We start from the raw sequence: 26,032 nt of genomic DNA on the forward strand, positions 1-26,032 counted from the left end.
GCTGCCCAGCGCGGGACGCAAGGGGGCTCCAGCCTCACACGCCCCAGACGATGTCCACCTTGGCCTGCTCGCAGCGCTTGAGCATCTCGATGAACGGCGCGCTGCGCATGCGCAGGCTCACCGTCTCGAATTCCGGTGGTACCTCACCCTGCGCAGCGGCTTCTTCCTTCAACCGCTTGTGCTCGGCCTCTTCGGCCACGATCGCGTCCTGCAGCGCCCGGACCGCCGCGGCCATCTGATCGGGCTGCACGATGCCGGGGCCCGAGGGGTCTTTGCCCAGAATTTCCAGGATGCGTTTGCCATGCGGTTGCAGCATGACGAGATCGCCGGTTTCACGTGATTTAAAGCGGTACAGGGACATGGTCGCCTCCTTGGGTTGATGGTTCATTCTTGCACCAACCGCCCAGCCGGGCCACCGGTTGGGTCAACAGCATGCGGGTTTTCCCGATTGGATGAATTTAATTCAAGCCTAAACTAATTAGGTATGAACACCCCACTTCCTGCGCTGCGGCGCATCCTGTGCATCGGCGGCGGCCCGGCGGGCCTCTATTTCGGCCTGCTCATGAAACGCCGCTACCCGGACCTGCAGGTCACCGTGGTCGAGCGCAACCGGCCGTTCGACACCTTCGGCTGGGGCGTGGTGTTTTCCGACCAGACGCTGCAGAACCTGAAGCGCGCCGACCCGGAGTCGGCACAGCAGATGGCCGACGCCTTCAACCACTGGGACGACATCGAAGTCTTCTACAAGGACCGCAGCGTGCGCTCCACAGGCCACGGCTTCATCGGCATCGGCCGCAAGCGCCTGCTCAACATCCTGCAGGAACGTTGCCTGGCGCTGGGTGTGGATCTGGTGTTCGAAACCGACGTGACCGACGACCAGGCGCTCGCGCAGCAGTACAACGCCGACCTCGTGATCGCCAGCGACGGCCTCAACAGCCGCATCCGCACACGCTACGAAGCCACTTACCGGCCCGACATCGACACGCGCAAATGCCGCTTCGTCTGGCTCGGCACCCAGAAGACGTTTGACGCCTTCACGTTTGCATTCGAACAGACCGAACACGGCTGGTTCCAGGCGCATGCCTACAAGTTTGATGATCAAACTTCGACCTTCATCGTCGAGACGCCCGAAGACGTGTGGCAGGCCCACGGCATCGAAGCCATGAGCCAGGAAGACGGTGTGGCCTTCTGCGAAAAGCTGTTCGCGAAATACCTCGATGGCAACCCCCTCATCAGCAACGCCAAACACCTGCGCGGCTCCGCCAACTGGATCCGCTTTCCCCGCGTGATCTGCCAGACCTGGGTGCACTGGCAGGACGTGGCGGGGAAACAGACGCCCATCGTGCTCATGGGCGACGCGGCCCACACGGCCCACTTCTCCATCGGCAGCGGCACCAAGCTCGCGCTGGAAGACGCCATCGACCTGGCCGACGAATTCCGCGATGCGGCTGGGCGCAGCGAATCGATGGAGGAAGTGCTGAAAGGCTACGAGGCACGCCGCAGCGTGGAGGTGCTGAAGATCCAGAACGCGGCGCGCAACTCCACCGAGTGGTTTGAGAACGTGGACCGTTACACCGGCATGGACATCCAGCAGTTCGCCTACTCGCTGCTCACACGCAGCCAGCGCATCAGCCACGAAAACCTTCGCCTGCGCGATCCGCAGTGGCTGGAAGGTTACGAGGCCTGGCTGGAGGCTCGCTACCCCCATGCTCCGCCGCTGCGCGGGTCGCTGCCCCCCGAGGGGGCTGATCCGGCTAGGGGCGGCCCGGCGCCGGATCGTGTGGCACGACACCCCACCCCTCCCATGCTGCTGCCGTTGACCGTGCGCGGCCTCACGCTGAAGAACCGCATCGTCGTCTCGCCCATGGCCCAGTACAGCGCCACCGACGGCGTGGCGGGCGACTACCACCTGGTGCACCTGGGCGCGCGCGCCATGGGCGGCGCGGGACTGGTGATGGTGGAGATGACCAGCCCCACGCCCGAAGGCCGCATCACCCCGGGTTGCCCCGGCCTGTGGAACGACGAACAACAGGCGGCCTTCGCACGCATCGTTGATTTCGTGCACACCCGCAGCAGCGCCAAGATCGGTCTCCAGCTCGGTCACAGCGGTGCCAAGGGTTCGACCCAGCTCGGCTGGGAACAGATCGACGAACCGCTGAGCAGCGGCAACTGGCCGCTGCTCTCGGCCAGCGCCGTGCCCTATGGCGAGCAGAACCAGGTGCCGCGCGCCATGACCCGCGCCGACATGGACGCCATGACGGCGGCCTTTGTCGAGTCCACCCGGTACGCCGCCGCCGCGGGTTTCGACTGGCTCGAACTGCACTGCGCGCACGGCTACCTGCTCTCGGCCTTCATCTGCCCGCTCACCAACCAGCGCACAGACGAGTACGGTGGCTCGCTGGCCAACCGCTGCCGCTACCCGCTGGAGGTGTTTGCCGCCGTGCGCGCGGTGTGGCCGGCCGACAAACCCATGAGCGTGCGCATCTCGGCGCACGACTGGGCGCCTGGTGGCAACACGCCCGATGACGCGGTCGAAATGGCCCGCCTGTTCAAGGCCGCCGGCTGCGACGTGATCGACGTGTCCTCGGGCCAGACCACGCGCGCGGCCAAGCCGGTCTATGGCCGCATGTACCAGACACCGTTCGCCGACCGCGTGCGCAACGAAGCCGGCATCCTGACCATGGCCGTGGGCGCCATCACCGAGGCCGACCACGCCAACAGCATCATCGGCGCCGGCCGCGCCGACCTCTGCGCGGTGGCCCGGGCCCACCTGGCCGACCCGGCCTGGACGCTGCACGAAGCGGCCAAACTGCAGACCCGCGCCATTGAATGGCCGCGTCCCTACGAAAGCGGGCGCGACCAGCTCTACCGCGAGGTCGCGCGCCAGCAGGCCCTGCAAGGCAGCGTCGCCACACCGGACCCCGCCGAGGCCCCATGACCATGAGCACAGCGCAGGGCCGCCCCAAGCAAGCTCGCACCGCAGCCCGTTAGGGCGGAGGAATTTCAATGCTCACCGACACCCTTGATCTCGAAGCCCGCGCCCACAGCGAACACGCGCACGAACTGCGTCTGTGGCTGCGGCTGCTGACCTGCTCGCAGCTGATCGAAAAACGCGTGCGCACGGGTCTGCGAGAAAACTTCGACACCACCCTGCCGCGCTTCGACCTCATGGCCCAACTGGAACGCCACCCCGAGGGCCTGAAGATGAAGGAGCTCTCGCACCGGCTCATGGTCACGGGGGGCAACGTCACCGGCATCACCGACCAGCTGGTGGCCGAAGGTCTGGTGGAGCGCGTGGGCGTCGATGGCGACCGGCGCGCCTTTCGCGTTCGACTGACCGACCACGGCCGCGAGCAGTTTGTCGACATGGCCCGGCAACACGAACAGTGGATCGTGGCGGCCTTTGAAGGCCTGAGCGCCCGCGATCTCGACAGCCTGCACAAGCTGCTGGGCAAGGTCAAACAGCACCAGCTCGACATCAACCAAGGATTCGAATGACCCCCCTGCGCCGCTTCGCGTCTTCCCCCCAAGGGGGGACCACACCCACGGCCTGGCCGAGCCAGTTCCGTGGTGTGTCTCGTGCAGACACCCACGCCGGAAAGGCATTTGCAGAATGAAACACCCCATTCCAGACCACAACCCCATGCGTGGCCAATACGGCGCGATGGCCGACACCACGCCTCAGCACTTTGCCCTCAGCGTCAGCGAGGGCGTGGCCACCGTCACGCTCAACCGCCCCGAGCGCAAGAACCCGCTGACGTTTGACTCCTACGCCGAGCTGCGCGACTGGTTCCTGGCCCTGCAACGCGCTACCGACATCAAGGCCGTGGTGCTCACCGGTGCGGGCGACAACTTCTGCTCGGGCGGCGACGTGCACGAGATCATCGGTCCGCTCACCAAGATGAGCATGCCCGAGCTGCTGGCCTTCACCCGCATGACGGGCGCGCTGGTGAGCGCCATGCGCGCCTGCCCGCAGCCCATCGTGGCCGCGCTGGACGGCGTGTGCGCGGGGGCCGGCGCCATGATGGCCCTGGCCTCGGACCTGCGCCTGGGCACGCCCTCCGCCACCGTGGCCTTCCTGTTCACCCGCGTCGGTCTGGCCGGTGCCGACATGGGCGCCTGCGCCCTGCTGCCGCGCATGATCGGCCAGGGTCGCGCGAGCGAACTGCTGTTCACCGGTCGCGCCATGACCGCGGACGAGGGCCACGCCTGGGGCTTCTTCAACGCGCTGCACGACAGCGCGGCGCTGTTGCCCGCCGCCCACAAGCTCGCGGCCCAGCTCGCCCAGGGCCCCACCTTCGCCCACGGCATGACCAAGACCATGCTGCACCAGGAGTGGGCCATGACGCTGGACCAGGCCATCGAAGCCGAAGCCCAGGCCCAGGCCATCTGCATGCAGACACAGGACTTCCGGCGCGCGTACGAGGCGTTTGCAGCCAAGCAGCGCCCCGTTTTTGAGGGCGACTGAGATGGTCGCCTTCGAACACCCCCACCCGCACGGCGCGCTGGCGCCGACCGCGCACCTCGAACTGCCTTTCTTCGACGACGCGCACCGCGCACTGGCCAACGGCCTCGTGGCCTGGACGCGTGAACAGAAGGTGGACGAGTCCGACGACCGCGCCGCCTGCAAAGAGTGGGTGCAGCGCCTGGGCGCGGCCGGCTGGCTGCGCTACTGCGTGCCCGAGGCCCACGGCGGCGCGCTGCCCACGCTGGATTCGCGCGCGCTGGTGATCCTGCGCGAGACCCTGGCCTACCACTCCCCCCTGGCCGACTTCGCCTTCGCCATGCAGGGACTGGGCAGCGGCGCCATCACGCTCGCCGGCACGCCAGCGCAGCAGGCCCGTTACCTGAGCGCGGTGGCCACGGGCGAGAAGATCGCTGCGTTCGCGCTCAGCGAGCCGGAAGCCGGCTCCGATGTGGCTGCCATGGCCACGCAGGCGGTGCAGACCGACAGCGGCTGGACACTCAACGGCAGCAAAACCTGGATCAGCAACGGCGATCTGGCCGACTTCTATGTGGTGTTTGCCAAGACCGACCCCGGCGCAGGTGCGCGCGGCATCAGCGCCTTCATCGTGGACGCCGGCACACCGGGCCTGGACAGCAGCGCGCACATCCAGGTGATGGCACCGCACCCGCTGGCCACACTCACTTTCACAGACTGCCAAATCGGTGCAGATGCATTGGTGGGCCCCGTCAACGGCGGCTTCAAGCTCGCCATGCGGACGCTCGACATCTTCCGCGCCTCGGTGGCAGCGGCCGCACTGGGCATGGCGCGTCGCGCGTTTGCCGAAGCCGTGACCCACGCCAAGACGCGCAAGATGTTCGGCCAGACCCTGGGGGACTTCCAGCTCACGCAGGCGAAGCTCGGCGAGATGAGCGCGCTCATCGACGCCGCCGCCCTGTTGACCTACCGGGCGGCCTGGCAACGCGACTGCAGCGCCACACAGGGTGCTGGAACCCCGGCCTACACCGCGGCAGCGGCTAGCGCCAAGCTCACCGCCACCGAGAACGCCCAGCGCGTCATCGACATGGCTTTGCAGATGTTTGGCGGGCGCGGCGTACAGGTGGGTCAGACCATCGAGCACCTCTACCGCGACATCCGTTCGCTGCGCATTTACGAAGGTGCGAGCGAGGTGCAGTTGCTCATCCTTGGCAAGAACGCATTGAAATGAAACACCCCCGCCGCGCGTCTCGCACCCCCTTCAAGGGGGCAATGCCAGCGGCCCGGCCAAGCCGGTTCCGCGGCATTCCCGGGTTTGGGCATGTCGCGCCGGTCGCGCATGCAGACTGAGTACAGGAGACCCACATGCCATCTGCACAAACTGATCGATTCGTTCACGACCGACTGCCGCCACCCGAACAGTGGCCGGAGCTGCGCTACGACCTGCCCGAGTTGCAGCTGCCCGCGCAACTCAACGCGGTACAGACCCTGTTTGACCGAGCCTTCGCCCAGGGGCATGCCCATCGACCGCTGTTTCGCAGCGACGAACGCACGCTCACCTACGCCGAGGCCCGCGCCGAAGTGAACCGGATGGCCCTTGTGCTGACGCACGATCTGGGGCTGATCCCCGGCAACCGCGTGCTGCTGCGCGGTGGCAATTCCATCGCCATGGCGCTGGCCTGGCTCGCCGTCGTGCAGTCCGGCCTCATCGCGGTGGCCACGATGCCCCTGTTGCGCGCGGTGGAACTGCAGGCCGTCATCGCCAAGGCGCGTCCCAGTGCCGCACTGTGCGATGTGAAGCTGCAGGACGAACTCAAAGCCGCGCTCGCTGCCGACCCCGACACCGCGGGCATGCCCCTGCGCGTGTTCAACACCGGCGACGCGGCGGTGGTACTGCCCGATTCACTGGAAGCCCTGGCGCGCCACCAGCCCGCCGACGCCGCACCGCCCTGTCCAACGAGCGGCGATGACATCGCCCTGCTGGCCTTCACCTCGGGCACCACCGGCAAGCCAAAGGCCGCCGTGCACACCCACCGCGACCTGATCGCCGCCTGCGAAACCTGGCCACGCCACGTTTTGCGAGCCACTCCCGACGACATCGTCATGGGATCGCCCCCGCTGGCCTTCACCTTTGGACTGGGTGGCCTGCTGGTGTTCCCCATGTACGCGGGCGCGTCGGTCTATTTCCCCAGCATCCCCTACACGCCCGAGGCGATGGTGGTGCTGATGAACCGGGTCGGTGCCACCATCTGCTACACCGCGCCCACCTTCTACCGCCAGATGGCAGCGTTCGCCCGCCAGCATGGCGTGGGGCGGTTGCGCCTCAGCGTGAGCGCCGGCGAGGGCCTGCCCGACGCCACACGGCAGCTGTGGAAAGAGGCCAGTGGTCTGGAGATGCTGGACGGCATCGGTGCCACCGAGATGTTCCACATCTTCATTTCCTCTGCGCCGGAAGCCGTCAGGCGGGGCGCCATTGGGCAGGTCGTGCCTGGCTACGAAGCCCGGATCGTGGACGAGACGGGTCAGGAAGTCCCCCGCGGCCAGGTGGGTCGGCTGTCGGTCAAAGGACCGACCGGTTGCCGCTACCTCGACGATGTGCGGCAGACGCAATACGTGCAGGACGGCTGGAACTTCCCCGGCGACGCCTTCAGCCAGGACGCCGACGGTTATTTCACCTACCAGGCGCGCACCGACGACATGATCATCACCGCCGGCTACAACGTGGCTGGCCCCGAGGTTGAAGCCGCCTTGCTGCAACACCCCGCGGTCGCCGAATGTGGCGTGGTCGGGCGCCCCGATGACGAACGCGGCATGGTGATCGTGGCCTACGTGGTGCTCAAGCCCGGCGAGACCGGCGACGCCGCGCAGACCAAGGCACTGCAGGACCATGTGAAGCACACACTCGCACCCTACAAATACCCCCGCGACGTGCTCTATGTGTCGCAGCTCCCGCGCACCGAAACGGGCAAGTTGCAGCGGTTCGCGCTGCGCAAGCTTGCCGCTGAAGCCCGTGCCTGAACAAGGCGACGGCCAGATCCCATCAACCCAACGACTTCAACCACCATCCATGAAACGACTTCAACCGCCCGGCTGGGCCACCCCCAAGGGATACGCGAACGGCGTGGCGGCTCGCGGCACGCTGGTGTTTGTCGGCGGGCAAATCGGCTGGAATGCCGAACAGGTGTTCGAGTCCGACGACTTCATCGCCCAGACCCGCCAGGCGCTGATGAACATTCACGCCGTGCTTGCCTGCGCGGACGCTGGCCCCGAACACATGGTGCGCATGACCTGGTACATCGTCGACCGGGAGGAGTACAACACCCGGCTGCGTGAACTGGGCACCGTGTACCGCGAAGTGATGGGCAAAAATTTCCCGGCCATGACCTGCGTGGAAGTGAAGGCTCTGGTGGAAGAGCGGGCCAAGATCGAGATCGAAGTGACCGCGGTGCTGCCGGACTGATCCCTTTTGAGTACCGCCCGCAGAGCCCGTGCCTGCGCGGCTTCCGATGATCTTTCCCCCGTATTCCCGGACCCGTCCTATTCGCAGCGCAACGCCGTGCCCCTGATGGGTGATTGGCGCGCCGGGGCGGTTTGATGCCGCCTGAACTCGCTGGGTGATCGCTTTTTCCACGACGAGTGCGGATGCACCTCGTTGAAGTGCTCGAAGGCCGCAGGCAACTGCGCCAACACGGTGGCCGCGTCGCTGCGGTCCATCTGGGCCACGCAGTCGCGCTTGAAGGTGTTGACGAAGCGCTCGGCCATGCCCTTGCCCTCCCAGGCACGCCAGGCGATACCTACACGGTCACCGCCATCCTTGGCGAACGTGGTCGCCACCGTCTCACCCGAGTCGCACTTGATCTCCAGCCCATCGGAGCACCAGCGCAAATCATTGCACGGCTTTGGCCTGCTGCACGACAGTGCCCGTCATCAAGGCAAGCCATGGGCCGAAGACGGTGCTCTGGCGCCTCTACTGCTAACTGAGGCTGAACCTGCCATGGCGGGAGGTGCGAAACATGACCGCCGACTGGCTGCACCGCTACAACCACCATCGTCCCCATGAAGCACTCGGCCGATCCCCCCCGGTCGGGTACCGTGTCAAACAGTTCCCCGACCTCAACTTCTGACTGGCTCAGGTTTTCAAGGGGACTTCACTTGCGGGCCATTCCCCCAGCATGAACCGACGAGGCTCAGTCAAAGCTCAAATCGAGTCGCAGACCCGCCTGGCGCACCACGCCCTGCCAGCGCTCACCCTCTGCCATCAGCAGGTCGTGCAGCTGGCCCGGTGTGGAGGTTTGCACCCGGGCGCCATCGGCCTCCATGCGCGCCACGATCTCGGGGTCCTTCAACACGCCATTGAGCGCGGTGTTCAGCTGCCGCACCACCGCAGGCGGTGTCTTGGCCGGCGCGAACAAGGCGTACCACTGTGTCATCTCGACACCCGACACGCCCGCTTCCAGCAGCGTGGGCACATCGGGCAGCGCGGGCAGGCGTGTCGGGCCGGCTACCGCCAGCGCTTTCAGACGCCCGCTGCGCAGATAGGGCTGGGCCGTGAACAGGCTGGGGAACATCACCTGCACCAGGCCATTGGCCACATCGGCGATGGCTGGAGCGGCGCCCGAAAAATCCACCCGCTGCAACTGGGAACCGGTCTGCAGGCGGAACAGTTCGGCGGCGAAATGCGGCACCGTGCCCTCACCGGCCGAGGCATAGCTCATACGACCGGGTGACTCGCGCAGCAGACGCACCAGATCCTCAACGCTGTCCACTCCCAGCGTGGCCGGCACCACCAGCAGCGTGGGTGAATAACCGATCAGGCCGATGGGCGCGAAGTCGGCCACCGGGTCGTAGCGCAACTTTTGCAACGCCGGGTTGATGCCATGGGTGGCGATATAGCCAAACATCAGCGTGTGGCCGTCGGGTTGGGCCGCGGCCACGTACTCGCAAGCGATGCTGCCATTGGCGCCGGCGCGGTTGTCCACCACCACCGACTGCCCGAGCACCGGGCCGAGCTTGCGCATGAGGGTTCGAGCCATGGTGTCGTTGCCACCGCCCGCACTGGTGGGCACGATCACGTGCACCTCGCGTTGCGGGAACTGGCGCTGGGCCACCACGCCGGGCACGGCGTCGTTCGTGGCGGGCGCGGGCGGAAACACATAGCCCGGCAGATGCAACATGCCTTGCATGATCTTGCGCGCCGTGCGCACCAAGGCTGCACTCTGCACGGTGGCGGCATCGCCCACACCGTCCAGCTCCACCTCCACATCGATCTGTCCGGCCGGATGCAGCACCACCAGCGGATGGCGCCCGGGCGAACGCGCCACGCCACTGGCCACGGTACCGGGCAAGGCAAAGGCCGTCGCCACGCCGATGGCGCCGGTGACGGCGTGTGAAGCGTGGCATTTGTGGGGCGTGAAATAGCGCGAGGTGATGCTGTTGGGCGCGTCGCCGGCACTGACCAGCACCGGTTTGGGAACCACGCTGCCCGACACATCGCCCAGCCCCATGCGCAGCCCGGCTTGCAGGCGCAGCGCTTCGATGCGCGCCAGCAGCGCCGCGTTGGCGTCCAGCTCGGCCGGACGCTCGCGGCCGGTGAGCCCCAGGTCGGTGGCGCGCAACATCATCAGGGGCATGGCCGCGTCGATGCAGGTCACGTCGAGGCCGTCGATGGTGTCGATGCGCTGTCCCGTGGGAAAGAGTTGCCCGGTCACCGCGCCCCAGGCATCCAGAAAATTCAGCAGCACGGGCGCAGCGGTGCCCGCCACACCGTCGATGCGTGCATCGCCTTCGTACGTCACCTTGCCGCCGGGCGTGCACACGGTCACCTCGATCTGCGAGCCGGTGTTGACGTTGTGGATGCGCACGGTGGTGGTGCCATCCTGCGCCGGGATCAGCCCTTGCTCGATCGCAAACGGGGCCACGCCCGAGAGCATGTTGCCGCAGTTGGGCCGGGTGTCCACCGACTGGTGCCCCACACCCACCTGGGCGAACAGGTAGTCGAGATCGCAATCGGGTCGGGTGGAGCGCGAAACGATGGCCACCTTGCTGTTGAGCGTGCTGCCACCACCCAGGCCGTCGAGCTGCAGCGGGTCCGACGCACCAATGGCGCCGATCAGCGCCTGGTCGCGCGCCTCGTCACCTTCAGGCAGCCAGTCGCGCAGGAAGAAAGGGCCGCGTGAAGTGCCTGCACGCATGAGAACACAGGGAATGGACAGCTTCATGGCTCACTCTACTTTTGGAACGACGTCAGCGCAACGTGGTCAACCGAAAAAGGCCGCCCGAAGGCGGCCCAAAAACCTTGGAACAACGGATGGATCAGAAGTTGTGGCGCATGCCGATCAGTGTCGAGTTGACATCGGTCTCGGCTTTGCCCTTGCCGTTGCGTGCATGTGCGGCGTACAGGAAGGTGCGCTTGGAGAGCGGGTAGCGTGCCTCCAGCAACAGATCGGTGTCCTTGTTCTCCGTGTCCCGCGCCACATCCACAATGAAGTTGACCGGGCCGGCCGGGATGGAAGTACCCAGAGTGAAACCTTTGCCACGCCCGGCACCCGTCGCGTCCTGGTAGCTCGCCGCGACACGGGCCGCTCCAAAGTTGTAGGCGGCGCCCACCATGTGGTTGGCGTCCTTGTCGCTCAGCTTGTTGTACGCCAGGCTGGCCGACAGCGGACCGCCACGGTAGATGACGTTGAACTCGGTCTTGGAAACATCGTCAGCGTTGTTGCCCTTGAGCACGTGCGCGACGGTCGCGGTCACGCCGCCGAAGCTGGGCGTGGTGTAGGTGATCTGGCTGTTGTTGCGGGAGTTGACACCCACATAAGAGAACTGGCTGCTCACGGGGTTGTAGTTGGCGGCACCGGTCAACTCCCATGCGGTGACGGCCCGAAAGCTCGGACTCAGGGTTCGCCCCAACAACACCGATCCAAAACCACCGCTGAGCGTCAGGTTGGCCGCACGACCGAAGAAGGGATCTGAGGCCGCGCCGGTTTCGGGATTGACCTGAGCTTCGAAATTGAACGAGGCATTCAGACCGCCGCCCAGATCTTCGGTTCCGCGAAAGCCGATGCGCGAGCTGCCGTTGGTCAGCGGTGACGCACCTGCCAGTCGCAAAGACTGACCTGTGACCTTCGCCAGCGCCATGTCCGCAACGCCGTAGAGCGTCACGGAGGATTGGGCACTGGCTGCGCCCGCAAAGGCCAGCGCGGTGATGGCGATGAGGGAGTGGGAGGTTGTTTTCATGGTGTCGATGTCTCCGGAACAAAAGGGATGAAAGTCAAAAGCTGGCGCAGCAGGCACCGAGATGAGGCCGCTGCCCGGCTGGATTCTGGGCATGGGTGACGGAGCTGAAAAGCAATCATTCGGCACGGAGTCCATCACTTTTCAAGAAGGCAACTCACTTGCCGCTCGGCGGGACTGTTTGATGTGCGCTCCAGCAGATGGGCCAGCAACTTGCGCGCTGGAAGTGACAAGGTTTCAGCGGATCGAACGCAGATCACGAACTGCTGCTGTGCCCAGGCATCGCTCAAGGGAACCAGATGCACCCCCAACTCGCGCGCATGGTTACGCGCCGCCTCGATGGGCAGTATCGACACCGCGTGAGACCCTCTCAACAACCGCAGGGCCGCGTAATAGCTCGCGACCTGGATGCGGCAGCTCGGATCGCAACCCTGCGCAGCCGCCTTCTTCTGCATCAGGACCTGCATGGAGTCGCCCTGTTGTGGATCGCTGGTGAGGCCGATGCGGTCGTACTGCAGGGTCTGCTCGAACCACAGCTCCGGAAACTGAGCCAGAGGATGCCCAGGGTCCATGGCGACCGCGAAGTGGTCGTAGCGGTAGGGGAAGGTCTCCAGGCCCTGCGTGTCCATGAAGGCTCGGCTGATACCGATGTCTGCGGCACCGTCTTCGATGCCACGCACCACGTCCGCGCTGCGCCGCTCTTCCAGGCTGATCGCGATGTCGGGATTCGCCTTCGCAAACGCCTGGATTTCTTCGGGCACGAATTCGGCCATGGACGACATGTTGACCAGCAGGCGCACATGACCACGCAGACCATCGCTGTAGTCGGAGAGCTCCGCCTGCAGTTCGCGCATGCTGCGCAGAATCTGTCGCGCATGGCGCAGCAGCGCGATACCGGCGGCGGTGGGCTGCACGCCGCGCTGCCCCCGATGCAGCAGCGGAGTGCCGACCCAATACTCCATCTCGGCCACGCGTTTGCTGATGGCCGAAGCCGTGATGCACTCCCGTTCGGCCGCCGCCGCGATGGTCCCCTGATCACACACGGTCACGAACAGGCGCAAGCTGACCGGGTCAACGCGTCCGTTCAGGCCAGTGGTCACTCGATCACCTCATTCGTCACCAAGCGCCAGGGAACTGGGCTGGCGTTTTTCCACGGCGTAGCGCAGCAACGCGGCGCTGCGGAAGATGCCGTGCGCGAACTTGCCGTAGGGCAAGGTCGCAAACAGCGCCATCACGACGCCCAGGTGCAAGGCGAGCAGCAGGGCCAACGCTTCGGTTCCACGCGCGAGCCACAGCAGCAGGCCCGTCGCACTGGTCAGGAACAGCAAGGCGATGAAGCCATAGTCCATGGGCTTCTGCGCCACATCGCCGTGCTGCGGGTGGCGTGTCCACTTCAGACGAAACAGCCCCGCCGAGCCCAACAGCAGACTCAACCCGCCCAGCACGCCCAGGAGCTTGGGCAGACTGGGCAGGTCGTAAGGTGCTTCCCAGCCAAAGACGTAGTGGTACACCGTGGCCAGGCTGGTGGCGGCAAAACACAGCATGAAACCGTAGAAGGTGAGGTGGTGGGCACGCCGACGCGACAGCGAGTAGGCGTCGTCCTCGTTGTGGCACCCCTCTCCGTGGCCGCCATCCAGGTACTTGAGCCTCAGCACATCGTGCGCGGCCTGTGCCGCGTCACCACCGGTCACAGGCAGACCCGTTGTCGCGGGTGACACATCGCGCAGGAAGCGCATGACGCCAACGCCCAGAGCCAGTACCGCCCAGAGAAACACGGGCGCGAACATCAGCACCAGCAGGTTGTGCGGAAACAGGTGGTAGAAATTTCCACTCAGGCCCCCCCACAAGGTGCCGTTCTGTGCCAGGGCCAGCACCAGGAACAGCGCCAGTCCGCCGGCCAGCGCGATCGAGACGGTCAGACCATTGCGTTCATAGAGTGCACCCATCGACCGTGGCCAGGCGTAGGTCACATAGGTTTCGCCACGCACCTGCGCCATGGCCTGCGGCACATTGACCACGAACTCGTGTGGCGGGGCGTACTGGCAGGCATGCAGACAAGCGCCGCAGTTGTGGCACAGATTGGCCAGGTAGTGGATATCGGCCGCGCCGAATTCGAGGCGGCGCGTCATGGCCGGGAACACCGCGCAAAAGCCTTCGCAGTAGCGGCAGGCGTTGCAGATGGCCATCTGCCGCTTCGCCTCATCCACCGCGGTGGACGAACCGTCCGCGCCGCCAGCGAGCGCCCGCGCGTCTTGCACCAGCGAATCAAGCGACGACATGACCGCCCTCCTCCTGACCCAGCGCCGCGCGGGCGGCCCCAGCGCCGGCAATGCGGCCGAAGGCGGTGCCAATGGACATGCCAACCCCGGCGGTGTAGCCCTTGCCCAGCACGTTGCCGGCCATCATCTCGCCTGCCACGAACAGATTGGGACTGGGCACGCCACCGAACCGCACGGCGGCAGACTCATCGGTCTTCAGACCCAGGTAGGTGAAGGTCACCCCCGGCTTGAGCGCGTAGGCGTAGAACGGAGCGGTGTCGATGGGGCGGGCCCAGTGGGTTTTCGCGGGTATGAGGTCTTCGGTGTGGCAATCGTCCAGCGCGGTATGGTTGAAGTTCCCGGGACGGCAGGCGTTGTTGTAGTCGTTCAATGTCTGCATGAAAGTGTCGCGGTCCAACCCCAACTGGTCGGCCAGATCGGGCAGGGTGTTGGCCTTCACACCGGGAAACACCGGTGGCATGAAGCGGCCCACGGCCTTGGCGTCGATGATGGAATAGCCGACTTGGCCCGGCTGCTGCGCCACCAGGCGGCCCCAGATCGCATAGCGCTTGGGCCAGAAGTCTTCGCCCTCGTCGTAAAAGCGAAGCGCATCGCGGTTGAGCACCACGCCCAGCGAGACGCAGTCGATGCGGGTGCAGATGCCACCGTCGTAGAGTGGCGCGCGCGCGTCGATGGCGACCATGTGCGCCTGGGTCGGGTCTCCGATCGCATCGGCTCCGTGGTGGTCAAGCAAATGGCGCAGCAGCACGCCCTGGTTGAAGCGGGTGCCACGGATCAGGAAATTGTCGGACGGGGTTTCGCCACGCTCGTTGGTGCCCCAGGCTTCACGCAACCAGTCGCGGTTGGACTCGAAGCCCCCGGCGGCCAGCACGCAACTGCGTGCGGTGATGCGCTCAGCGCCGACGTACGCGGCGACAAAATGCCCGTCGCGCAACTCCAGCCGGTCCACCGGTGCCTCATAACGTATCCGCACCCCCAGGCGCTCGGCACTGCGGAAATAGGCGTTCATCAGCGCTTTGCCACCGCCCATGAAAAAGGCGTTGGTGCGTGCAGTGTGCAGCGCACCCGACAACGAGGGCTGGAAGTGCACACCGTGGCTGCGCATCCAGGGCCTGCAGGTGCTGGATGCGCGGATCACGCGGCGCGCCAGCGCTTCATTGGTCAGGCCGCCGGTGACCTTGAGCAGGTCTTGCCAGAACTCTTCTTCGGGGTAAGCGTCCACGAGCACGTCCTGGGGCGCGTCGTGCATGCAGCGCAGGTTGCGGGTGTGGGCCGAGTTGCCACCGCGCCACTCGCGTGGAGCGGCTTCGAGCAGCAGCACGCTGGCCCCGGCCTCACGCGCCATCAGGGCCGCGCACAGGGCCGCATTGCCGCCGCCGATCACCAGCACGTCCACGTTGGGGTTCGCATGCAGTGACGGCATCGCGTTTCAGCTCACCAGGCGTGCCGCCAGGACACGGTCCACCATCACGCCCGCCTGCCCGACATGCTTCTCCGGGTTGCACATGGCTTCCAGTTCGGCACGGCCCACATGCTTGTTGATCTCGGGGTGGGCTTCCAGGATGTCGATCAGCGGACGGTTTTCGCTCAGCGCCTGACGGCACAGGTCGTACACCAGATCGTGCGCATATTCGCGCCCGAGGTAAGGGCCCAGGCCCATCATCACGGCTTCTGACATCACCAGGCCATTGGTGATGTCCATGTTGGCGCGCATGCGGACCGCATCCACTTCAAGGCCTTCCAGCACAAAGCGGCTCTGCTTGAGCGCCCCCGACATGTGGCAGAAGATTTCCGGCAAGGCAATCCATTCGATTTCCCACGGGCCGGTGGAGCGCTCGTGGTCGGCCACCATCGCGTCCATCAGGGCGGCGGCGTGCTGCCTGGCGACCGAGATGTTGGCGTGGATGTAGAGGCAGGAAATCGGGTTGCGCTTTTGCGGCATGGTGCTGGACGAACCGCGACCGGGCGCGTAGGGCTCGAACACCTCGCCCACTTCGGTCTGCATCATGAGCTTCACGTCCATCGCGATCTTGCCCAGCGATCCACCCACCAGCCCCAGGAAGGCGCCCACTTCGGCGATGGTGTCGCGCACGGTGTGCCAGGAGATGAGGGGCTGTGCCAGCCCCAGCTCCTTCATCAGGGCCGCCTGGGTTTCCATGGCGCCTTTCTCCAAGGAAGACAAGGTGCCCGAGGCGCCACCGAACTCCCCCATCAGCACACGGGCCTTCAGTTGCTGCAGGCGCTCGCGGTGGCGGTCGATGCCAGCCAGGATGCTGGCCATCTTGTAGCCAAAGGTGATGGGCGTGGCCTGCTGCAGGTTGGAGCGGCCGATGACAGGTGTATCGCGGTACTTCCGGGCCAGAGATGCGAGCGCGTTACCAATCGCGTCGAGATCTTCCTCCACCAACGCCAGGCCTTCGCGCATCTGCAGCACGGCGGCGGTGTCGGTGATGTCCTGCGTGGTGGCGCCCCAATGGCAGTACTCACCGAGCCGGTCGCGGCAGTTGGCATTGATCTGGTTGACCACCGCGATGATGGGGTAGCCGATCTGCTCGGTCTTGGCCTTGAGCTTGTCCCAGTCGATCATGGACAGCTCGCAGTGCTTCACGATCTCGTCCGCCGCTTCCTGCGGAATGATGCCGAGCTCGCCCTGGACCTTGGCCAGGGCGCGCTCGATGTCGAGGTACTTGGCGGTGCGGTTTTCGTCGGACCACACGTGGCGCATGCGCGCATCGCTGAAGATGTCGCCGAAGATGCGGGAATCAATGATCGTGGCTGCCATGGGAACTCCTCAGAGGAAAGGCAATGGGGGGAAGATTCAGGGCTGCAAGCCGGCCGAAGTCAGGATGCGCTGGGCCCGCAGGACAACGGGTTTGTCCACCATCTTTCCGTCGACCTGCACGGCACCGGAGCCGTTGGATGCCCGCCATGCCGCGAGCACCCGGGAGGCCCAGGCGATGGCGCTGGCTTCGGGCATCAGAGCCTCGCGCACCGCGCTCAGCTGATTGGGATGGATGCACAGCTTGGCGCCGAAGCCCAGGGCGCGCGCCTGTGCGGTGTCCGCTTTCACGCGTTCGGCGTCGAGTTCTGCGGTGACTCCGGCGACCGGCAGCGGCAGTTCGGCCGCGCGCGATGCCATGGCAATGGCGGTGGCTGCGGCATCGAGCGCAAAACCCGGGCCCGGCACATCCAGATCGAGCATGTAGTCGATGGCGCCAAAAGCCAGGCGCGACACCTGCGCCGCTGTCGCAATCTCGTGCAAGGCCAATACCCCGCGAACGGTCTCGATCAGAGGCAATACCTGAGCGCCAGCATCGAGGTGCCAAAGAACCGCAGCGACCTGCTCAGCCGACTCGCATTTGGACAGCATCACCTCGCCCACCGCGATGGCGCGCAGCCATTGCAGGTCTTCGGCGTGCCAGGGGCTCAAGGCATCGTTGATGCGCACCACCACCTTGGCGCGCGCGCTGTCGTCCAGGGCGGCCAACCAATGGGCCACGGCCTCTCGGGCCATGGCTTTGTCGGCCGGGGCCACAGCATCTTCCAGGTCGAGGATGACCCGGTCGGCACCGCTGGCGGCGGCTTTGCCGAACCGCTCAGGCCGGTTGCCTGGCACAAAGAGGTAGGTGGTCAGGGTCGTCACACCGCGCCCTCGGCCCGCAGGCCCTGAATCTGTTCGACGCTGTAGCCCAGGCCCGCCAGGATGGCATCGGTGTGCTGCCCGAGTGCAGGCACGGCATCCATGCGCGGCGCGCCCTTGCTCCAGGACCCGGGCGGCAACAGCGCGGGCACGGTACCGACGGATGTGGCCACCTCGGTCCAGCGCTCGCGCGCCTTCAACTGCGGGTGCGCCCAGACTTCGGCCATGGTGTTGACCTGGGCATTGGCAATCTGGGCGGCCTCCAGGCGTTGCACCACCTCGTCAGCGGTCAGCGTGGCAAAAGCCTGAACAATGGTTTCGTACAGATCGGCGCGGTTCGCCACCCGCTTGGGGTTGCTGGCATAGCGCTCTTCGCTGGCCAAAGCCGGTTGCTGCAAGACCTGCCCGCAGAAGGCCTTCCATTCCCGCTCGTTTTGCAGACCGAGCATCACCGTCTTGCCGTCGCCCGCCGGGAAGGGACCATAGGGATAGATCGTGGCGTGGCTCGCGCCGGTGCGTTTGGGCGGCGCGGCACCTTCGAAGCTGTAGTACAGCGGGTAGCCCATCCACTCGGTCAGCGACTCCAGCATGGACACGTCGATGCGCTGGCCTTCGCCGGTTTTCTGGCGGTGCATCAGCGCGGCCAGGATGTTGGTGTAGGCGTACATGCCGGCGGCGATGTCGGCGATCGACGGACCGGCCTTGGACGGCGTGTCCTCGGTACCGGTGACCGACACGAACCCGGCTTCGCTCTGGATCAACAGGTCGTAGGCCTTCTTGTCGCGGTAAGGCCCGCTGTCGCCGTAGCCCGAGATGTCGCAAACGATGATGCCCGGCTTGACCTGACTCAAGGCCTCGTAGGACAGACCCAGCCGCGCGGCTGCGCCGGGTGCCAGGTTCTGCACCACCACATCGGCATCCTCTTCGATGATGCGCTTGAGGATGGCCTGTGCCTCGGGGTGTTTGACGTCCAGCGTCAGGCTTTCCTTGCTGCGGTTGGTCCAGACGAAGTGCGAGGCGATACCGCGCACGCGGGTGTCGTAACCGCGCGCAAAATCGCCCACGCCCGGCCGCTCGATCTTGATCACGCGCGCGCCCAGATCGGCCAGTTGACGGGTGGCGAACGGCGCGGCGATGGCGTGTTCGAGGGTGACGACGGTGATGCCTTCAAGCGGTCTCATAAGTGCCTGTCCGGGTCGGAGGGTAAAAATTCAATCAGCGAATGGGTGTCTCAGGGTTTCACATGGTTGCGAACCCAGTCGTGCAGAAACTCGGCCACCTGAAGGTTGTTTTTTTCCAGCATGGACATGTGGCCGTTGCCACGAAGACCACGTTCCTGCATCCGGATGAAGTCCACAGACACCCCCGCTTGACGCAGATAGCTCGCCGTACAGTGGTCGTAGGGCGCGTGGTAGGAGCTCTCCGAGACGGTCACCAGCACCGGAATGTTCTGAAAGTTGACCAGTTTTCTTGCGGGCTCCGCCTGCAAGGTGCAGGCAATCAATCCCTCACCATCGGGTGCGGCCTGAACGGCTGTCTGGATCTGGTCTGGATCGGTGACGGGAGGCGCATACGTCACCGGTATGTCCGTCACACCCCAGGCCCTGGCCTTGGGATTGGTCGCGGAACTGTTGTGAAACGGAGGGCCGGATGGCTCGACGGCGACAATGCCTTTCACCAGCTTCGGACGGCTCTCGGCAATCACCCAGCCCAAGAGCCCCGATTGCGAGTGGGTCAGCAGCACGGCCGGGCCGATCTTGTCCAGGAGCGCCGCGCCAGCCTTCTGGGTCAGCTCCTGTGTCTCGACATCGCTGGCCAGGGACTCCACTTGCGTGGCGTAAAACGCGTCAAAAACAGGGTCGCCACGACGGCCTGTGCCTGGCCATTGCGTGTGCAACTTGGCCTGCGGCCATTTGCCGAGTTGGGCCGAGGCGGTGAACAGTGTCTCAAGTTGTGGTGCCGTGTACATCCGCAACTTGCCGTTCACATCCGGATGCCACGCCGACCTTCCCCGCGCTGGCTGATCGACCATGTAGACGACATAGCCTTGGTTCAGAAAGTAGTCGGCCCACCCCATGCGCCCGTCGGGCGTCATCATCCAACCGGTTGCCGTTTGCGCCGCGCCATGAATCAACACCAGAGGGAACGGCTGTTTGACCTTTTCTGGCACCAGCTTTTCCACATACATCTGGCCCTGCATGATTTCCTTGCCTGGCGTCCCGGCGTACGTGCCTCCGACATAGAAAAATGATCTTTTGGACGGACTCGTCTGGAGGTCCTTGGGCGCCGTCGCCGCACAGCCAGCCAACAGCGCCATGGCGGACAAGGCAAGGACGGAGGAGGTTTGCGGGATGGTTTTCATGAATGGCTCCTCAAGTGGTTACCGCAAGGTGGCCGTGGCTTCCATCGTCAGCCAGCCTTCGTGGTCCTTGGCCCAGAGGCGCACGGTTTTGCCATCGGGCTGCGGCTCACCGCAGACGGAAAAGTGGTTGATGTCGAACACGGGGCGCACGGCGCGGAACTCGTAGCTCGCCAGTTCGGCATCGGGCATCTGGTGGCGCAACAGATCCAGCAACAGGGTGGCCACCATCGGTCCGTGCACGATCAGGCCGGGATAGCCTTCGACCTCGGTGACGTATTTGCGGTCGTAGTGGATGCGGTGGCCGTTGAAGGTGAGCGCCGAATAGCGGAACAGCAGCACGTCGTCGGGCACCCATTTCTTTTCCCATGCCGAACTGGCCGGAGCAGCCTTGGGTGGCGGCGCCACGTCGTCAGGACGCGCGGCTTCGCGGTACACGATGTCGTGAAACTCGGTGAGCGCCACATCCTTCTGATCGTCGACGCGTACCTCGTGCCGCACCTTCACGAACACCAGCGGGCCGGTGCGGCCGGATTTCTCCGACACACTCTCGATGGTCGAGGTGCGCGTCATGGCGTCGCCGATGCGCAAAGGCTGGTGAAACTGGAACTGGCTGCCAGCCCACATGCGGCGCGGCAGCGGCACCGGGGGCAGGAAGCCACCGCGCTTGGCATGGCCATCCGGACCGATTTCCGACTGGCGGTGCAAGGGCAGGAAATACAGCCAATGCCACAGCGCAGGCAGCGGTGTGCCCGGTGCCGGGCGCTCGGAAGGCCGGTCAAACGTGGCCGACAAGGCGGCATAGGGCGTGGCGGTGGCGATGTCGGACACGGTTTCCGTGCGACCCACCCATTCCTGGAGGTTCATGCAAGTTCCTTTTGGAAAAGACTGGCATCGAACCTGGCCGCTGGCGCAGCCAGGCGCGCGCGCGGATTTACATCATGCCCAGCGCCTTGGGCAACCAAAGCGACAAGGAAGGCCAGAAGGTGATGATCATCAGGAACACCAGCATGGTCAGCAGCCAGGGACCCACAGCCTTGCTCATGTCGGTCAGGCCCAGCTTGCTGATGCCGCTGGCAACGTAAAGGTTCAGACCCACGGGCGGCGTGATCATGCCGATCTCCATGTTCACCGTGATGATGATGCCGAAGTGCACCGGGTCGATGCCCAGGCTGGTGGCGATGGGGAACAGGATGGGCGCGAAGATCAGGATGATCGAAGCGGGCTCCATGAAGTTGCCGGCAATCAGCAAGATCACGTTGGCCAGCAACAGGAAGCCGATCTGGCCCAGGCCGGTTTCAATCATCCATTGCGACATCGATTGCGGCACCTGCTCGCTGGTGAGCAGGAAGGAGAACAACACCGCGTTGGTGATGATGTAGAGCAGCATCGCGCTCAGGTTCGCGGAAGACAGCAGCACCCGCTTGAGATCCGACAGGCGCAGGTCCTTGTAGACGAAGTTGGCGATGACGAAGGCGTACACGGCACTCATGGCGGCCGCTTCGGTGGCGGTGAAGATACCGGAGTAGATGCCGCCCATCACGATGACGATGAGCATCAGGCCCCAGACCGATTCGCGGAACGCGGTCCAGCGCTCACCCCAGCTCGCCCGTCTCGCACGGGGGTAGTTGTTGCGTCTGGCGATCCACCAGGTGGTCCCCAGCAGCATGCCGGCCAACACCAGGCCAGGAACCACACCGGCCATGAACAGGGCGCCAATGGAGCTGTTGGTGGACACCGCGTACATCACCATCGCGATCGACGGCGGAATCAGGATGCCCAGGCCCCCGGCCGACGCCACGATGCCCGCGCCGTATTTGACGGGGTAGCCCGCCTTGACCATGGCCGGCATCAGAATGGAGCCGATGGCCACCACCGTGGCCGGGCTGGAGCCTGACACGGCGGCAAACAGGGAGCACGCCACCACGGCACTCAAACCCAGCCCGCCGGGGAAATGGCCCACCATCGACGTGGCGAACTTGATCATGCGTTTGGCCACGCCGCCATGGGTCAGGAAGTTGCCCGCCAGGATGAAGAACGGGATCGCCATGATCTCGAACTTCTCGATGCCGGTGAACAGCTTCAGCGCCACGCTTTCAATCGGAACCGTGGTGAACGCGAAGAGGAACGTCAGTACGGTCAGGCCGAGCGAGATGGAGATCGGCATGCCGGTGATCATCAAGACCGCCAGCAAGACAAAGATGATGGCGGGATTCATGAGCGGTCTCCTTGGCCTTTGTTCGCGTCACGCATGTCCAGCGGATGCACGGGGCTCGGGTCGGGGGAAACGCCCCAATCACCGCTTTCGGCATCCATGCCGTCCACATGGCCCTCGTCGTGATGAGGCAACTCACCGGTTTTGATGAAGCTCCAGCAGACCTGCAGGAAGCGGAAGCACATCAGGCTGCTGCCCAGCGGGATGGCGGCGTACACCGTCCAGGTGGGCCATTCCAGGTCGACGGTGGTGGGGCCTTCCAGAATCCCGTCCGTGTTCATGCCGAGGAAATTGAAGACGCCGTAGTGCGCGCCGTTTTCCCACACGAAGCGTCCGCCCAGCGTCGCGATGATGCCGGTGAACAGAGCCCCTGCCAGAAGCCCGAAGATGATGAACTTGAAGCGGTTCTTCGGTGACAGCTTGTTGATCAGCACGTCGACGCCCACATGGATGCCGGTGCGCACGCCGTAGGCCGCGCCGAACTTGGCCATCCAGACGAACATGATGATGGTCAGCTCCTGAGCCCATGCCATGTTGATGGAAATCAGCCAGTCCTGCAGGAGCGGGATCGGGACGCCAGAGCCGTAACGGTGAATCACTGCCAGAAAGGTGATCACAGTGGCGGCGCCTATCAGGAGCGTGATGATCCACTCCTCGAGCGCATCGAGATACTTCATGGTGCTGCCTCAGTTGCGGGAATCGGGGTCCGAGCGCACGGAGCGGTGTCGAGCACCACTCCGGGCTCAGACCACGTGGGTTACTTCGTGCCGGCTTCCTTGCGGATGGCGTCCACCAGTTCCTTGCCGACACGCGGCGCCATTTCGTCTTGCACCACGCTCATGGCCTTGATCCACATGGCCTTCTCGGCAGGGGTCGGCGTGTAGATCTCGGTTTTGCCGGAGGCCTTGATGGCCGCAATGGCTTTCTGGTTGTCTTCTTCGGCCACCTTGTCGTTGAAGGCCGTGGCTTCCTTCACGGCCGTTTCCAGCGAGGCGCGGATGTCGGCCGGCAAACCGTCCCAGAAGGGCTTGTTGACGATCACGACGTAGCCACTGTAGGTGTGGTTGGTCATGGTCACGTGCTTCTGCACCTCGTACTGCTTCTGCGTGTACAGGTTGGGCATGTTGCCATCCGCACCATCGACCACACCCGTTTGCAGCGCCGTGTACACCTCGGAGAAAGCCATGGACTGTGGCAAGGCGCCGACCGAACGCATGATGGCCTGATTGACCTTGGACGAGTTGATGCGGATCTTCTGGCCCTTGGCTTCATCGGGCGTGCGAATCGGCTTGTTGGAGCTCAATACCCGGAAGCCTGCATCCCAGTAGCTCAGACCCACGATGTTGCGTGGCTCCAGTTTTTTCAGCAACGCCGCGCCGATGGGACCACGGGTCACGCGGTGCAGACCGGCTTCGTCGGGGAACATGTACGGCAGGTCGAAGACCTCGAACTCTTTGACTCCGGCGGGACCAAACTTGCCCGCGACAGGCGCCAGCATCTGGACCGAGCCGAGCTGCAGCGCTTCGAGCTCTTCCTTGTCCTTGTACAGGGTGCTGTTGGTATAGACCTCGACCTTGACGCGGCCCTTGGTCAATTCTTCTGTGCGTTTCTTGAAGAACTCAGCTGCCTGGCCCTTGGGTGTGTCGGCTGCGGCAACGTGTGAAAACTTGATCACGATCGGTGCTTGGGCGAAAGCCCCTATCGAAAAAGCCAGGCCCATGCTGGCAACGAGTGCGCGGAATGTGTTCATGTCATGTCTCCATTCGTTGGTGAAATCTGATCGGTCCCAGTTTTCCCTGGGGTCCCGTCCACGGCGTCGTTCACGGCACCGACCTGCTCGGTTGGCCAAACGATGAGCGAATGTTCGCAGACCGTTTCAATGCTGTAAATTGCTTGTTTACTAGTGATTGATCCACAATACGCATCAATTCATCGGGAAATTACCTATGGCAATCAACTTCGAACTCAGCGATTTGCTGGCCTTCCGAGCCGTGGCCGAGCTTGGAAACTTTCGCAAAGCTGCCGAATCGGTCCACATCTCGCAGCCCGCCTTCAGCCGCAGGATAGAAAAGCTGGAGCAGGCGCTTGGCGTTCGCCTCCTGGAGCGCACAACCCGACGCGTGAACCTCACGACGGTGGGCCGGGACTTCGATCGCCAGCTGCACCACATACTGGACGCGCTGGACACCACCCTGCTGGGCATTCGCGGAGTTGCCGCCACCCGCATGGGCGAAGTCACGATCGCCTGCGTACCGTCAGCGGTGAACTACTTTCTGAGCGGCGTGGTCACTCAGTACCACAAGCGCTACCCGAAGATCCGCGTGAAGATCATCGACGACAGCGCCAACGAGGTGCTGCTCGCCGTGGCGCGCGGCGAAGCCGACTTCGGCCTGAACTTCATCGGCTCGCAGGAGGCCGATGTGGAGTTCGAGCCTTTGCTGGAGGAGCAGTTCGTCGCAGCCTGCCGGCGCGATCATCCCCTGGCGAAAAAGAAGCAGGTGCGCTGGACCGAACTGGCGCAATACGACTACATCTCGGCCGGCAAGACTTCTGGTAACCGGCTGCTGATCGACCAGGCTCTGGCCGGCCTGCCGGGTCAACCCCAGAGCATGTACGAAACCCAGCATGGCACGACCATGATCGGACTGGTCGAAGCGGGCCTGGGCGTGGCGGTGGTGCCCTCCATGGCGATGCCCGGATCCGACCACCCGTTGCTGATGAGCGTTCCGTTGATCGAACCGGTGATCAAACGCAAGATGGGTCTGATCAGGCGCCGATCGACGGTGCTGTCCCCCGCCGCTCAGCAGCTGTATGACTTGTGCTCAGAACTGCAGGTGGAAGCCAAAAATAGAAGAGGTCGGTGACGGGCTCAAGACCATCGATGGCATCCCTGTACAGCAGCCCCCGCAGGTGGTCGGTCCTGGACTCGTCGACGATGACCTCGACGAAGCGGCAGACTTGTGGGGCTATGCAGCAACGCCCCCGGCAAGGCGCCGTGGCGCAGGCGGTTGCGCCGCCCCTCGCCCATCATCAGCGCCCTGAAGTCGGCTGCACGCTGACCTTCGGAAACAGGTCCTTCAGGCAACCCGCCTGTTCGGCAAGGCGCTCGCCGTTCACGTCGGCCACCACCAGCCCCGCGCCGGCTATCTGCAATGCCACGGTGATGGGCCGGCCGATGCCGCTGGTCGCTCCGGTCACAAACATGGTCTGACCGGTCAGGTCGAACATGGAAGACCGTTTCATTGAAACTCCGGCGAAGGTTTTTTCAATGGAATGAGGTGGTCCCACCGATCGCTCGCTTCAACCATGTAGTGCACGGTGAGCACCACCCGCTGGAACGCCCATCGCCCATCGATGCGGATGTATTCGTCGTCAAATCGACCAACCACGTAGTAACTTTTTCCGTCGCGTACCGGGCGGCCATCCAGGTAGCTGGTCCCCGTGCCGCGGTCGCCATCGACCTGGATTGCGTGGCTGTGCACAAACTGCCTTGCGGCCTGGACGGGGAACGACACGAAGAACTCGCGGATGTTTTCCTGCCCGCGCACCTCGGGGCGGCCGCTGTAGACCACGCTGGCTTCTGGTGCAAAGAGCTCCCACAGTCGGTCACCAGCGTCTTCATTGACGCGCTCGTGGTACTGGTCGCGCAGCCTGCGGATCGCCTCAATGTCTTCGAGGTGCTGGATTCGGGTCAGGAGCTTTTCACATTGCTGTTGAAGCGAAGCGAGCGTGGAGACGTCTGGATCGGTCATGGCGGAGAACAGGCTATACGGTGGTCAGACGTTGAGGTGGGGCATCGGTGGCTGTGTGAGGCAGGAATGGGATGCCCTGAGCCCAATCCCAAGCGTGTGGCGGAAGGCTCATGGCA

At 64.6% G+C, this 26,032-nt stretch carries 24 protein-coding genes and 1 pseudogene; 8 read left to right on the top strand and 17 right to left on the bottom strand.

Translation table 11 applies throughout. The features are described from left to right. Nucleotides 1-34 precede the first annotated feature (34 nt). Nucleotides 35-361, bottom strand: coding sequence for a DUF1840 domain-containing protein (locus tag ACN5W5_RS06680; protein WP_177137305.1), 327 nt, complete (start codon nt 359-361; stop codon nt 35-37). Nucleotides 362-484: 123 nt separating this feature from the next. On the opposite strand from ACN5W5_RS06680, the gene ACN5W5_RS06685 reads away from it, so the two are divergent. The 6 genes from ACN5W5_RS06685 to ACN5W5_RS06710 all read left to right on the top strand — a co-directional run bounded on the left by ACN5W5_RS06685 (nt 485) and on the right by ACN5W5_RS06710 (nt 7,901). Further along, nucleotides 485-2,938 carry a bifunctional salicylyl-CoA 5-hydroxylase/oxidoreductase gene (locus ACN5W5_RS06685; RefSeq protein ID WP_420047771.1) on the top strand — a complete coding sequence of 818 codons (2,454 nt, stop codon included), beginning with the start codon at nt 485-487 and terminating at the stop codon, nt 2,936-2,938. Between the two features lie 68 nt (nt 2,939-3,006). Beyond that, entirely contained in the window at nt 3,007-3,498 is a 492-nt protein-coding gene (locus tag ACN5W5_RS06690) for a MarR family winged helix-turn-helix transcriptional regulator (protein WP_420047772.1), read from the top strand. Between the two features lie 115 nt (nt 3,499-3,613). Next, nucleotides 3,614-4,468, top strand: a complete 855-nt coding sequence (locus tag ACN5W5_RS06695) for an enoyl-CoA hydratase family protein (RefSeq protein WP_420047773.1) — start codon at nt 3,614-3,616, stop codon at nt 4,466-4,468. Between the two features lies 1 nt (nt 4,469). Then, on the top strand, nt 4,470-5,672 hold the full coding sequence (locus tag ACN5W5_RS06700) for an acyl-CoA dehydrogenase family protein (protein WP_420047774.1): 1,203 nt from the start codon (nt 4,470-4,472) through the stop codon (nt 5,670-5,672). Nucleotides 5,673-5,806: 134 nt separating this feature from the next. Continuing rightward, on the top strand, nt 5,807-7,459 hold the full coding sequence (locus tag ACN5W5_RS06705; RefSeq protein ID WP_420047775.1) for an AMP-binding protein: 1,653 nt from the start codon (nt 5,807-5,809) through the stop codon (nt 7,457-7,459). Between the two features lie 49 nt (nt 7,460-7,508). Next, nucleotides 7,509-7,901, top strand: coding sequence for a RidA family protein (locus ACN5W5_RS06710; RefSeq protein ID WP_420047776.1), 393 nt, complete (start codon nt 7,509-7,511; stop codon nt 7,899-7,901). Between the two features lie 77 nt (nt 7,902-7,978). On the opposite strand, the pseudogene ACN5W5_RS06715 reads toward ACN5W5_RS06710, so the two are convergent. After that, a pseudogene (locus ACN5W5_RS06715) lies at nt 7,979-8,332 on the bottom strand (integrase core domain-containing protein); the annotation flags it as partial. A 113-nt stretch (nt 8,333-8,445) separates the two neighbouring features. Between ACN5W5_RS06715 and ACN5W5_RS06720 the strand changes: the two are divergent. Further along, a complete protein-coding gene (locus ACN5W5_RS06720) occupies nt 8,446-8,565 on the top strand; it encodes an integrase core domain-containing protein (RefSeq protein WP_420047777.1) in 120 nt (39 codons plus the stop codon). Between the two features lie 63 nt (nt 8,566-8,628). Here ACN5W5_RS06720 and ACN5W5_RS06725 read toward each other — a convergent pair whose 3' ends face one another. From ACN5W5_RS06725 to ACN5W5_RS06785, 13 genes are all read right to left on the bottom strand, one after another. Beyond that, a complete protein-coding gene (locus ACN5W5_RS06725; RefSeq protein ID WP_420047778.1) occupies nt 8,629-10,659 on the bottom strand; it encodes a 4-oxalomesaconate tautomerase in 2,031 nt (676 codons plus the stop codon). A gap of 94 nt (nt 10,660-10,753) precedes the next feature. Beyond that, nucleotides 10,754-11,674: a porin gene (locus ACN5W5_RS06730; RefSeq protein WP_420047779.1), complete on the bottom strand. Its 921-nt coding sequence runs from the start codon at nt 11,672-11,674 to the stop codon at nt 10,754-10,756. A 134-nt stretch (nt 11,675-11,808) separates the two neighbouring features. Further along, nucleotides 11,809-12,771 (bottom strand): LysR substrate-binding domain-containing protein, encoded by a 963-nt coding sequence (locus ACN5W5_RS06735; RefSeq protein ID WP_420047780.1) that lies wholly within the window; start codon nt 12,769-12,771, stop codon nt 11,809-11,811. A 9-nt stretch (nt 12,772-12,780) separates the two neighbouring features. After that, the gene (gene tcuB, locus ACN5W5_RS06740; RefSeq protein ID WP_420047781.1) at nt 12,781-13,950 is read right to left on the bottom strand and encodes a tricarballylate utilization 4Fe-4S protein TcuB; all 1,170 of its coding nucleotides are present in this window, start codon (nt 13,948-13,950) and stop codon (nt 12,781-12,783) included. After that, nucleotides 13,937-15,373: an FAD-dependent tricarballylate dehydrogenase TcuA gene (gene tcuA, locus ACN5W5_RS06745; RefSeq protein ID WP_420047782.1), complete on the bottom strand. Its 1,437-nt coding sequence runs from the start codon at nt 15,371-15,373 to the stop codon at nt 13,937-13,939. The genes tcuB and tcuA overlap by 14 nt, the downstream gene beginning before the upstream one ends. A 6-nt stretch (nt 15,374-15,379) precedes the next feature. Next, complete coding sequence (locus ACN5W5_RS06750) at nt 15,380-16,732, bottom strand: class-II fumarase/aspartase family protein (protein WP_420047783.1); 1,353 nt, start codon at nt 16,730-16,732, stop codon at nt 15,380-15,382. Nucleotides 16,733-16,768: 36 nt separating this feature from the next. Next, nucleotides 16,769-17,593, bottom strand: coding sequence for an HpcH/HpaI aldolase/citrate lyase family protein (locus ACN5W5_RS06755; RefSeq protein ID WP_420047784.1), 825 nt, complete (start codon nt 17,591-17,593; stop codon nt 16,769-16,771). Then, entirely contained in the window at nt 17,590-18,771 is a 1,182-nt protein-coding gene (locus tag ACN5W5_RS06760) for a CaiB/BaiF CoA transferase family protein (protein ID WP_420047785.1), read from the bottom strand. The genes ACN5W5_RS06755 and ACN5W5_RS06760 overlap by 4 nt, the downstream gene beginning before the upstream one ends. A gap of 50 nt (nt 18,772-18,821) precedes the next feature. Beyond that, nucleotides 18,822-19,952, bottom strand: coding sequence for an alpha/beta hydrolase (locus ACN5W5_RS06765; RefSeq protein ID WP_420047786.1), 1,131 nt, complete (start codon nt 19,950-19,952; stop codon nt 18,822-18,824). A gap of 18 nt (nt 19,953-19,970) precedes the next feature. Beyond that, a complete protein-coding gene (locus ACN5W5_RS06770; RefSeq protein ID WP_420047787.1) occupies nt 19,971-20,816 on the bottom strand; it encodes an FAS1-like dehydratase domain-containing protein in 846 nt (281 codons plus the stop codon). A 67-nt stretch (nt 20,817-20,883) separates the two neighbouring features. Beyond that, nucleotides 20,884-22,167: a TRAP transporter large permease gene (locus ACN5W5_RS06775; protein WP_420047788.1), complete on the bottom strand. Its 1,284-nt coding sequence runs from the start codon at nt 22,165-22,167 to the stop codon at nt 20,884-20,886. Next, the gene (locus ACN5W5_RS06780; RefSeq protein ID WP_420047789.1) at nt 22,164-22,841 is read right to left on the bottom strand and encodes a TRAP transporter small permease; all 678 of its coding nucleotides are present in this window, start codon (nt 22,839-22,841) and stop codon (nt 22,164-22,166) included. The genes ACN5W5_RS06775 and ACN5W5_RS06780 overlap by 4 nt, the downstream gene beginning before the upstream one ends. Nucleotides 22,842-22,921: 80 nt before the next feature. Beyond that, the gene (locus ACN5W5_RS06785) at nt 22,922-23,914 is read right to left on the bottom strand and encodes a DctP family TRAP transporter solute-binding subunit (RefSeq protein ID WP_420047790.1); all 993 of its coding nucleotides are present in this window, start codon (nt 23,912-23,914) and stop codon (nt 22,922-22,924) included. A gap of 196 nt (nt 23,915-24,110) precedes the next feature. On the opposite strand from ACN5W5_RS06785, the gene ACN5W5_RS06790 reads away from it, so the two are divergent. After that, nucleotides 24,111-25,028: a LysR family transcriptional regulator gene (locus ACN5W5_RS06790; protein ID WP_420047791.1), complete on the top strand. Its 918-nt coding sequence runs from the start codon at nt 24,111-24,113 to the stop codon at nt 25,026-25,028. 166 nt (nt 25,029-25,194) lie between these two features. On the opposite strand, the gene ACN5W5_RS06795 is transcribed toward ACN5W5_RS06790, so the two are convergent. Both ACN5W5_RS06795 and ACN5W5_RS06800 read right to left on the bottom strand, forming a co-directional pair. Next, entirely contained in the window at nt 25,195-25,392 is a 198-nt protein-coding gene (locus ACN5W5_RS06795) for a hypothetical protein (protein WP_420047792.1), read from the bottom strand. 11 nt (nt 25,393-25,403) lie between these two features. Beyond that, entirely contained in the window at nt 25,404-25,916 is a 513-nt protein-coding gene (locus ACN5W5_RS06800; RefSeq protein WP_420047793.1) for a nuclear transport factor 2 family protein, read from the bottom strand. Nucleotides 25,917-26,032 lie beyond the last annotated feature (116 nt).

Source organism: Hydrogenophaga sp. ZJX-1, from assembly GCF_048590325.1.
Classification (GTDB): Bacteria; Pseudomonadota; Gammaproteobacteria; order Burkholderiales; family Burkholderiaceae_C; genus Hydrogenophaga.